Source organism: Pseudomonas sp. DR 5-09 (genome assembly GCF_001655595.1).
Classification (GTDB): Bacteria; Pseudomonadota; Gammaproteobacteria; order Pseudomonadales; family Pseudomonadaceae; genus Aquipseudomonas; species Aquipseudomonas pharyngis.
In genome coordinates, this window is record NZ_CP011566.1 from 138,701 (window position 1) to 149,373 (window position 10,673).

At 61.6% G+C, this 10,673-nt stretch carries 8 protein-coding genes; 2 read left to right on the forward strand and 6 right to left on the reverse strand.

All coding sequences use genetic code 11. The features are described 5' to 3' along the window. Nucleotides 1–103 precede the first annotated feature (103 nt). The 5 genes from PDR5_RS00660 to PDR5_RS00680 form a co-directional block, all read right to left on the reverse strand. Nucleotides 104–571, reverse strand: coding sequence for an SRPBCC family protein (locus PDR5_RS00660; RefSeq protein ID WP_064382642.1), 468 nt, complete (start codon nt 569–571; stop codon nt 104–106). Nucleotides 572–594: 23 nt separating this feature from the next. After that, the gene (locus tag PDR5_RS00665) at nt 595–3,984 is read right to left on the reverse strand and encodes a non-ribosomal peptide synthetase (RefSeq protein ID WP_064592569.1); all 3,390 of its coding nucleotides are present in this window, start codon (nt 3,982–3,984) and stop codon (nt 595–597) included. Nucleotides 3,985–3,997: 13 nt separating this feature from the next. Beyond that, entirely contained in the window at nt 3,998–4,927 is a 930-nt protein-coding gene (locus PDR5_RS00670; RefSeq protein ID WP_064592571.1) for a diiron oxygenase, read from the reverse strand. Next, the gene (locus tag PDR5_RS00675; protein ID WP_039773044.1) at nt 4,924–5,697 is read right to left on the reverse strand and encodes a DUF3050 domain-containing protein; all 774 of its coding nucleotides are present in this window, start codon (nt 5,695–5,697) and stop codon (nt 4,924–4,926) included. The genes PDR5_RS00670 and PDR5_RS00675 overlap by 4 nt, the downstream gene beginning before the upstream one ends. Before the next feature lie 754 nt (nt 5,698–6,451). Next, nucleotides 6,452–7,162: a GntR family transcriptional regulator gene (locus PDR5_RS00680; protein WP_039773042.1), complete on the reverse strand. Its 711-nt coding sequence runs from the start codon at nt 7,160–7,162 to the stop codon at nt 6,452–6,454. Between the two features lie 193 nt (nt 7,163–7,355). On the opposite strand from PDR5_RS00680, the gene lapG reads away from it, so the two are divergent. Both lapG and lapD read left to right on the forward strand, forming a co-directional pair. Further along, nucleotides 7,356–8,048, forward strand: coding sequence for a cysteine protease LapG (gene lapG, locus PDR5_RS00685; RefSeq protein WP_039773040.1), 693 nt, complete (start codon nt 7,356–7,358; stop codon nt 8,046–8,048). Nucleotides 8,049–8,062: 14 nt separating this feature from the next. Beyond that, nucleotides 8,063–10,009, forward strand: a complete 1,947-nt coding sequence (gene lapD / locus PDR5_RS00690) for a cyclic di-GMP receptor LapD (protein ID WP_064592573.1) — start codon at nt 8,063–8,065, stop codon at nt 10,007–10,009. A gap of 221 nt (nt 10,010–10,230) precedes the next feature. Here lapD and PDR5_RS00695 read toward each other — a convergent pair whose 3' ends face one another. Next, entirely contained in the window at nt 10,231–10,569 is a 339-nt protein-coding gene (locus tag PDR5_RS00695; protein WP_039773037.1) for a hypothetical protein, read from the reverse strand. Between the last annotated feature and the right edge of the window lie 104 nt (nt 10,570–10,673).

Sequence of the window (10,673 nt, forward strand, 5' to 3'; positions counted from 1 at the left end):
CCCACAGGATTTCAGGCGCACACAACATTTGTGACCGACCGGGAACCTGTGGGAGCTGGCTTGCCAGCGATAGCGGTGGCTCAATCACCGCAGAACTGAAACCTTACACAAACAGCTTCAGCACATTGCCCATCGCATCATCGGCAAAGCCCTGCACGAAGTCCTTGAACCCCGGCAGTGCCTCGGGCCCACCGCTGGCCGGTTCGGCAATGATCGTCCAGGTCGCCCGCGACTTGCCCGCGCCCAGCGATTCCACATTCATCGCCGCCCACAGATTGGCCACGCCCAGCGTGTTGTAGATCGTGGTCCAGGTCATGCTCAGCGCCTGGTCGTCCCGGGAATTGAGTTGCTCGACCACCACGTTGCCATCCTTGAAGAACTTCTTGCGCAGCGAAGACACGCCTTCGCCGGTCATTTCGATGTGCGACAGCGCCGGAATGAAACGGTCGAAACCGTCGAATTTGCCCACTACCGACCACACCTCATTGGCGTCCACCGGCACTTCCACCGAAGACACGACGTGGCAGCCGTGAGGGTTTTTGATCAGGGTGTCGGGTTGCAGATTGCTCATGGTGTTGCTCCTTGGTTGATGAGTCAGATGAAGTTGATTTCTTTCAGGTAGTCGCAGCCGCGACGCAGCAGCGCCGGGGATTTTTCCGGGTAGTGCGCGCCCATCTGCTGCACGCCGGCCTGGGCGTTGGCGTGGCCGATCAGGGAGATGTCGCCGATGTCTTCCTCGAAGCCGTTGAGGTAAAAACCGAGCACGCCGAACAGCGCGTTGTCGGCATCGACCCGGCCCAGTTGCTGCTGCCAGTCGGCGACGCTGACCAGCGAAAACTCGCTGCCGGTTTCGCGGAACGACGCGACGTAGGCATCCCAGCTCAGGGGCTCCGGGTTATGCAGGTTGAACACCGCTCGTTCCGGCGAATAACGACTGGCGTGGAAGGCGATGAAGCGGGCGAGGAAGTCCACCGGCATCAGGTCGAAATTCAGCGCGAAGGCCGGTACCTGGCCGAGCTGGATCGAGCCCTTGAGCATCAGCATCAAACGGTTCTTGTGCGGTTGGCAGACGCCGCTGAGGCTGTTGAAACTGATGTTGCCGGGCCGATACAGATTGACCCGCACCCCACGCTCCCGGGCCCGTTCGAGGATGCGCTCACCGACCCATTTCGACAGGTTGTAGCCGTTGCGGATGTAGATCGGCGGCGTCGGTGCGGCGGGCAGTTCCAGCACCCGGCCTGCGTCGTCGACGGTGCTGGAGGCCGACAGCGTCGAGACGAAATTGAACACCTTCTTGCTGCGTCCTTCACACAGCCGCAGCAGTTCGAAAATCGGCTCGACGTTGTCCGCCGCCAGCGACTCGTAGTCGAGGACGTGATTGACGTTGGCCGCGTTGTGCACCAGCGCGCCGAACTCACGATCCAGTCGTTCGAAATCCTCATTGGCCAGGCCCAGTTGCGGCCGGGTGATGTCCGCCGAATAGACCCGCACCCGACTCAGGTCCAGATGCTCCAGCCGGTTCTCTCGCAGCGCTTGGGCAAAGCGCTGCGCCGCGGTTTGCCCGCCGCCGTCGCGCACCAGACACGCCACCTCGCTGGCGCCCCATCCCAGCAGCGCCTCGACGATGTGCACGCCGACAAAACTGTTGGCGCCGGTGACGATCACCTTGTGCACATCACCCATGCGGCTGATCGGCAATGGTTCGATATCCAGCGCTCGCTCGGCGTCGGCCATCGCCTGGGCGCTGAGCACCGCGCTGTTGTCGGTGCCGCGCACCAGCGTGGCGAGCTTGGTGATGGTCGGCAGTTCGATGAAGCGGTTGATCGAGATGCTGCGACCGAATTCCTCCCGCAGACGCAGGAGCATGCGTGACAGCAGAATCGAGTGACCGCCGAGATTGAAGAAGCTTTCGTCGGTGGAAATATCGCTGGTCGGCAGCTCCAGCAACTCGCCCCAGATCTCCAGCAGCAGCGCTTCGTCGGCGTTGGCCGGCAGGCATTTCGGGCCGCTGTCCTGCACGCTGACCGGCAATTCCAGCAAGGCTTTTCGGTCGACTTTGCCGTTGGCGGCGAACGGCATGTTCGGCAGTTCCGTCCACGCCACCGGTTGCATGTAGTCGGGCAAAAACTGCTGGGCGTGTGCCTTCAGCGCATCGCGGGCGGCATCTGATTGCGGCTGGGCGAGGAACGCGAGAATCCGCCGCTGGCTGTCGATCACCACGGCGATCTGCCGATACAGCTGACTCTCGCGCAGGCAGCGTTCGATCTCTTCCGGCTCGACCCGGAAGCCACGGATCTTCACCTGATTGTCGCGACGTCCGCACAGCTCGATGCCGTCCTCGCCCCACTTGGCCATGTCGCCGCTGCGGTAGGCGCGCAGACGCTGACCATCCGGCAACTCCAGGTCCAGATAGCGCTCGGCGGTCTGCTGTGGATTGTTCAAGTAGCCCAGGCACACGCCGGGGCCGACGATGAACAGTTCGCCCACCGTTTGCTCCGGCACCGGTTGCAGGTCGTCATCGAGGATCAGCACCTGACTGTTGGCAATCGGCCCGCCGAGGGTGCGATTGCTGTCGCCCGGTCGCAATTGCCGCGCGGTGATCAGCACCGTGGCTTCGGTAGGGCCGTAGAGGTTGTGCAGCTTGCCCTGGCGCGTCAGTTGCTCGATCACGAACGGCTCGCAGACGTCGCCGCCAGTCATGATCCGCCCGACACTTTGCAGTTGCTCCAGCGGCAGGATGCTCAACAGCGCCGGCGGCAGGAACGCATGGGTCAGTTGTCGGCGTCGGATCAGCGCCACCAGTTGCAGCGGATCGCGGCGCTGGTTGTCGTCGGGCACCACCAGTTCCGCGCCTTCGAGCAGGGTTGGGAAAATGTCGATCAGCGATGAGTCGAAACTCAGCGACGAGAACTGCAACACCCGACTCTCAGCCCGCAACTGCACGTAATCGGCGTACCACGCGGTGAAGTGCGCGAGGTTCGTCTGACTCAGCAGCACACCTTTCGGATGGCCGGTGGTGCCCGAGGTATAGAGCGCCATGCACGGCAAGTCGAGCGACGGTCGTTGGCGCATCAACGGCAACGAAAGATCGGCGTCGGTACTGTCAATGCGGCAGACATCCAGTCCCGGCATCGAACCGCTCAGCGGGTGTTCGCCGTCGTGCAGCAACAGCACCGCCCCGGCGTTTTCCAGAATGTATTGCTGGCGCTGAAGTGGATGGCTCGGCTCCAGCGGCAGGTACACCGCACCGCTGCCGAGAATCGCCAGGATCGAAGCAAACAGCGCATCGCATTTCGGCAGGCAAATCCCCACGACCCAGGGTTGCGGTTGTGTCTCCAGCATGGCCAGCAAGCGTTGCTGGATCGCTCGGCTGTGAGCATGCAACTGGCGGTAGCTGATCGACTGCTCGGCGAGGTGCAGCGCCGGGCGCTCCGCGTGCTCGATCAGACTCTGTTGCAGCCGCTCGATCACCGGGATCTGCGCCTGTTGCAGCAAGGCCGGATTGGCCGTGACATTCAGGCGATGGACGTAGGCCAGGCCGTCGAGAAACAGCAGGTTTTCCACCTGTTCGAAGTCCGGCGCACGGGCCGCTGTCGCGTGCTGGAAATACTCGGCGTCGCGGGAGAAACGGCTGACCAGCAGCGCCACTTCGTCCACCACCTGCGCCAGTGTTCGCTGGCGCAAGGCCTGACCGTTGCCGGACGGTTCGTCGGCGATGGGCACGCGGCTCAGCAGTGTCGTGTTGCAGAGGCATAGCAGATCGAGCACCGGCAGTCCGCCGATCCCCGTTGCACCAATGCCCAGGCGCAAGTTCAGCTGCGCTGTCGTGCCGTAATCCTGCGGCGCAAGACTGCCGTCATCGATCACCAGATCCACCGACGGTGCAATCTCCGTCAGCAATGAATGACCGTGTTGTTCGAGCTCCTGCGCCAGGTCGGTCAAGGCCTGGCTGCGGCCCCTCAGCAAAATGTCGAGACGTCTCATGTCAGCCTCCTTGTCAAACCAGGTAATCGCGCAGGGCGTGCTGCACGCACGGTGTGTCGAGCAGCGAGCTGTTGTGGAAAAACCGCACGATGTTGCCCACCAGCGGGTGGTGGCGATTGATCGGGAAGGCCAGCCCGGCCATCTCGTCTTTCAGTGCGCGGCGAGTGGCATCGTTGACCGGCAGGGCGCCGATCAGGCGCAGGTCGAAGGCCTTCTGGATGTCGTTGGTCAGGTAATGGCCGATGAACACCGGCAGGATTTGCGCGATGCATGCGCGATCCGCGTCACTCGCGGTGTGCCAGTAGATGCGCACCATCCGCGCCCAGAAACTCGAATGCCGGCCCTCGTCGAGCAAGTGGTCGGCCATCAGGCCCTTGATGGATGGCTTGACCGTGTCGTCCCGGGCGAACGCCGCGACGTCGCCGGTCACGGTGTTTTCGGCGATGGCCACGCAGATCAGCTCCACGGCGCTGCGCAGGTGTTGCGGGGCCAGTTCGACGGCGGCCGGAATCGCCCGGCTCAGTTCGATTTCATTCGGCAGCTCGATCGGCTCAATGCCAGTCATGGCTACGGTCTGCTGCATGAAATCCATCGCCACCAGCGCGTGGTAATCCTCGTCCACCACCACGGTCATGGCGTCGTAGCGACAGGCGAACGGGAAGGGCACGGCGAAGCGGTTCTTGGCGATGCTTCGCGCGGTTTTGTCGACGATCTCGGTTTCGAAGATCACCACGTCGTTGATGAATTTGTACAACGTCTGCACCAGGGCGAAATCACGCTGCTGCGGGCATTCGCGCAGGAAGGTTTCGCTGAGCACCAACGGCTGGCGGCTGAGCGGATAGATCAGCCGCGCATCGTCCTCCAGCACGCGGCGCGGCCGGGTGCGGATGGTCGCGCGGCTTTCCCAGGCGTCGGCGAAAGACTGGTAGTCGGCGGCGTTCATTGGGCCACCTCCGCCAGCGGTTCGCGCATGCTCAGGCGCAGGCCGTCCCACAGGGCGATGCGGCTTTCCACGGCGGCGATGGCGCTGGCGTAGACCTCGGCTTCGCGCTGCGGATCGCCGTCCACCAGTCGGTCCAGCAGTTGCTCCGCCGCCGGGCCGTGGTCTTCGGAGTCGACTTCGATGTGTCGCTCGAGGTAGTAACGGAAGGTCGGCGCCTGTTCGACGCCGATGCCCCAGGCATCGAGCATGCGCTGGAACATGGTCGGGATCACGCTCTCGCGACCGTGCAGGAAGGCGGCGGCAACGCTGTGACCGGGTGCATGCAGTGCGGTGTGCAAAGTGTCGCGGACGAATCGCGCCGCCGCCGGATCGACCTCGACGCTTTGCAGGGCGACGTCGTAACTCACGCCCTCCTGCTGCAGCGTGACGAAGCGTTCCACGGCTGTCGTGTCCGCACCGACTTCGCGCATGGCATCGAGGTACAGTTCGAAGTGACTGTAATGCCCGTGTGACAGCCGATCGTCCGATTCTTCCCCGAGCACGATTTCGTTGATCAGTCTTGCTGCGTGCGGATCTCGTGGCGGTAACCACGGCAGGCGAGTGCAAGTCAGTTCCTGCTGCAGGCGTTTGGTCAGCGACATGAAGTCCCAGACAGCAAATACATGGGACTCCATAAACCGGCGCAATGTCGCCAAAGAATCGATCTCGGAGAAGATCGGATGAATGCTGAGTTCAGCTTTCTTCAGTGTAAGTTGCTCTTTAGTTGGCATGGTTGCGAGACTCTGGTTAATAGGGAATAAGGATTGCTCAATTAATCGCTAACAACGTTGAGCAAGTTTCTCCAGGCGAACGACAGCCTCATTCGGTTTCGATGAAAACAGGCAATGTCTGAAGGGCCCGGGACAGCAGCAGACGGATAAACCGCTGCGAACCCGGCCGTAGCGCAAGGTTTTGCCGGGTTGGTGATTTCGGATCCAAACTCGGCGAAGAAAAACTAATACATCGCAAAACAACTTAACAAGTTTATTTTTAATTATTTTTAGTTGGCTGTTTTTGAAGTATGAGTGGGGCTGATAAAACTTATAAGTTAAGTTTTATTTGGGCGTAGTTGCTCCTTTCGGCGTTTAATGGCCAAAATTGAACGACAAGAGTGAATGCCTCACTCGAAGCAACTTTCAAATTAAGTAATCGAATTGATATGAGGGGATGAAGTCGGGCTGTAAGAGCGCCGTTTCTTCCTGTTCCCGTGACAAGGCTCCTTCCGTAGGTTCCTGGTGCGGGGACTGCTGCCGGGGCGGCGCGTCCCCGTTCTATATTGGGTTGGCGATTCAAGGGTGCGCGTAAATCGGCGCCGCGGCTATCGTCGAAAATGACTTCCTTGCGGTGCAAATTCCGGGCTGTTCAAAGCAGAAGGGAGGTTAGAGCGCAGGCGTCGATGTGCCACGGCAAATGACCGTGACGGGTGGGGGGATTTGTAAGCGGGTTATTCGCCGGGTGAGTGGAGGCTCACCCGGGAGGGAGGATTCAGTGCGCCGCTTTGCGGCTTTGGCCGGCGGAGCTGGCGAGGTAACGGGTGATGACCTCGACACCGCGGTTGAGGTGCTGCTCCAGCAGTGTCACGGCGTGCGCGGTGTCACGCTCTTTCACCGCCTGCAACAGCGCGCGGTGATCGTCCTGGGAGATTTTGCCCAGGCCCATGGCCTCGAGGTTGAAGCGCAGGAAGCGCTCTTCTTCGTTCAAGCCGTCTTCCACCAGCCGCAACAGTCGGCCATTGGGCGCCTTGCCGTAAAGCGCCATGTGAAACAGACGGTTGAGCCGACCGATTTCGGTGTAGTCGTGTTCGTTTTCCAGTTCTTCGATGAAACCGGCCGCGCGTTCGTGGTCGACCGGGGTCAGCAGCGGGATCGACTGGCGCAGTGCTTCGGACTCCAGCAGGATCCGCAGCTCATAGGTTTCCGTTGCGTCACCCTGGATCAGCGGCGCCACCACGGCGCCCTTGTGGGCAGTGACGTTCAGCAGGCCCTGGGCCTCGAGCTGGCGCAAGGCTTCGCGCACCGGCATGCGGCTGACACCGAACAGGTCGGCCAGATCCTGCTGGCGCACGGCGGTGCCGCAGGGCAGGCGCCCGTCGAGAATGGCGGCGCGCAGGGTTTCTTCGATGACCGAGCGCGCCAGATGCGCGGGAATCGGGCCGTCGACTTTGATGCTGTGGAGTGGCTTGGGCTTTTGGGTCACAACTGCACACCCTATGACTGCGGATTTGGATCCAAAGGACACTAGTGATTGCTCTACAGGTTGTCAAACCGTGTAGAAGAACCCTGTCACATCTGAAGTTTAGCGCGCCAGCGATGATCTCATGGTGCCATTGTTTTTTGCTGGGCTAACCTTCACCATCAAGCGCTTTTCTCTCTGCCCTGGATGCCTTGCATTGGCGGTACGTTACGTGATCCCACGGATTGCGCGCTGGCTTGCCGGCGCGCTGCTGCTGGCCGGCATCATGCTGGGCGGCCTGCATGCCGATTGGGATTTTTCCGCGATCAGCCGCAAGGCCACGGCACTGTACGGGCCATTGGGCGCCGGGCAACAGCGGATCGATGCCTGGCAGAATCTGCTGGCCACGCAGAAGCAGGTCAGCGAGATGGAAAAGCTCAAAGTGGTGAACCTGTTTTTCAACAAACAGATGCGCTACGTCGAAGACATCGATCTGTGGCACGAGGTCGATTATTGGGAAACCCCCATCGAAGCCTTGTGGAAAGGCGCCGGCGACTGCGAAGACTATGCGATCGCCAAGTATTTCAGCCTGCGCCATCTCGGTGTGGCCAGTGACAAGTTGCGCATCACCTACGTCAAGGCCCTGCGCCAGAACCGCGCGCACATGGTCCTGACTTACTATTCCAGCCCTGACGCCATGCCGCTGGTGCTCGACAGCCTGATCGACCCGATCAAGCCGGCCGCCGAGCGAACCGATTTGCTGCCGGTCTACTCTTTCAATGCCGAAGGGCTGTACCTGCCGGGCGCCAAGGGCAACAAGAAGGTCGGTGACACCAAACGCCTGTCACGCTGGCAGGATGTGTTGAAGAAAATGCAGGCCGAAGGATTTCCGGTCGAGACGACTAACTAGGAGCACGCGCTCAGATGTCTTTGTTCAAACAGCTGTTGATCGCTATCTGTCTGTTCCTGGTGGTCGCCTTCACCGGCAGCTTCATGGTCAGTCTGGAGAGCTCGCGCACCCAGTACGTCAACCAGTTGCGCTCCCACGCCCAGGATGCGGCCACGGCGCTGGCGCTGTCGTTGACGCCGAACATCGATGACCCGGCGATGGTCGAGCTGCTGGTCAGCTCGATCTTCGACAGCGGTTATTACTCGAGCATCCGCGTGGTCGATCTGAAGACCGACCAGACCATCGTCGAGCGCAACGGCATTCCGGCGGTTACCAACGTGCCGGACTGGTTCGTCAGACTGATCGGCCTGGAACCGGCCGGTGGCGATGCGCTGGTCAGCCGTGGCTGGGAGCAGGCGGCGCGGGTCGAGGTGGTCAGCCACCCGATGTTCGCCCTGGCCAAGCTCTGGCAGAGCGCGCTCGGCAGCCTTGGCTGGTTGCTGGTCTGCGGGGCGGTGAGTGCGGTGCTGGGCGCGCTGTTGCTGCGTCGGCAATTGAAGCCGCTGGATTACATGGTCAAACAATCCCACGCCATCGCCCGCCGCGAATTCCTCAGCCTGCCGGATCTGCCGCGCACGCCTGAATTGCGCCGCGTGGTGCTGGCGATGAACCAGATGGTCGAGAAGCTCAAGGCGCTGTTCCAGGAGCAGGCCGAGCGCAGTGAAAAACTGCGCACCGAGTCCTATCAGGACAACCTCACGGGGCTGGCCAACCGGCGTTATTTCGAGATGCAGCTGAATGCGCGGGTGAGCAACCCGGAGCAGGCCAGTTCCGGTTATCTGCTGCTGTTGCGGGTCAAGGATCTGGCCGGTCTCAACCAGCGCCTCGGCGGTCAGCGCACCGATGAATTGTTGAAAGCGGTCGGCGAGCAACTGTCCCGCGAGTGCGCCAAATACCCGGAAACCCAGAACCTCGTCACCCGCATTCGCGGCGGCGAATTCGCCGTGCTGGCGCCGGGGTTGACCCGTGAAGAAGCGCTGCAATTGGCGCAGAGCCTCGACAGTGCGTTGAGCAGCTTGCACGCGACAGGCGCCACCGACGTGCCCGCCGTGGCTTCTATCGGCCTGGCGCCGTTCGCTCACGGCGATTCGCCGCAAGCGGTCCTCAGCCTCGGCGATCAGGCGCTGGCCCAGGCCGAAGGGCAGGGCGAGCAGAACTGGGCGTGCCTCGATCAGAGCCTGGTGGCGGAGGTCGGCGACGATCACCACGCCTGGCACCGCTTGCTCGATCAGGCCCTGAATCAGCGGCGTTTCGAGCTGTTCTTCCAGCCGGTAGTGGCGGCGCAGGACACGCAACTGGTGTTGCATTACAAGGTGCTGTCGCGTTTGCTCGACGAGCAGGGCCAGACCATTCCAGCCGGACGCTTCCTGCCGTGGCTGGAGCGCTTCGGCTGGACCGCGCGGCTGGACCGGTTGATGCTCGAACGGGTGCTGGAGCAGATGGCCGGACATGAAGAATCTCTGGCGCTGAACCTGTCCTCGGCGACCCTCGCCGATCCGCAGGCGTTGAACAAAGTGTTCGAGATTCTACGGGCGCATTCCAACCTCGGTGCGCGCCTGACCCTGGAAATCGGCGAGGAACAATTGCCGGAACAAGCGGTGCTGGAACAGTTGACCCGGCGCCTGCGTGAACTCGGTTTCTCCTTGAGCCTGCAGCGTTTCGGCGGACGCTTCAGCATGATCGGCAACCTGGCGCGGCTGGGGCTGGCTTACCTGAAGATCGATGGCAGCTACATCCGGGCGATCGATCAGGAAAGCGACAAGCGCCTGTTCATCGAAGCGATCCAGCGTGCGGCGCACAGCATCGATCTGCCGTTGATTGCCGAGCGGGTCGAGACGCAAGGGGAATTGTCGGTGATTCGCGAGATGGGGTTGTATGGGGTTCAGGGGCAGTTGTTCGGTGAGCCTGCGCCTTGGCGATGAGTCATTGAGATCGCTGCCCTCACCCTAGCCCTCTCCCGGAGGGAGAGGGGACCGACCGAGGTGTCTGGCGCTATACATCGACCTGAAAAATCGAGTCGATTATGGATTCAGCGAAGCTCTTTCACGTCGGCGTACTACCCCAATATTCCACGGTCTGCTCCCTCTCCCTCCGGGAGAGGGCTGGGGTGAGGGCTGGCTTTTGATCTGTACTTACAGGCAAATCAGATCAACCCACCCTCATCCTCATCGATCAACTGACTCAATCCGCCCAGCGCTTCCCGAGCCTGGGTCCGGTCCATCAACTTGGCCTGGGCCGCCGGCGGCAGGTCGGTGACGCGGATCACGCCTTTCTGGGTCAGCACCTGAATCAGGTCGTCGAGTACCCGGATCATTTCCAGGTCGCTCTGCTTGAGCTGTTTGAGGCTGTTTTCCACCGCCTCGTTGGCGTACCAGGCCTGGATTTCGTGGTGGTCGGCCGGCAGCGTTTCCGTGGCCTCGGCGTAGGCCGCAGCTTCCACGCGAATCAACTGACCCTGCGCATCGCGTTGCACGTAAAACATTGAGCATCCCTCGGAAATGGACCAGCGTCATGCTGTCAGCAGCATAGCCAACTGCGCGCGAGTATGCGGTGCGCCGACGAAATCGTCACCGGTTCAAGCGCTGC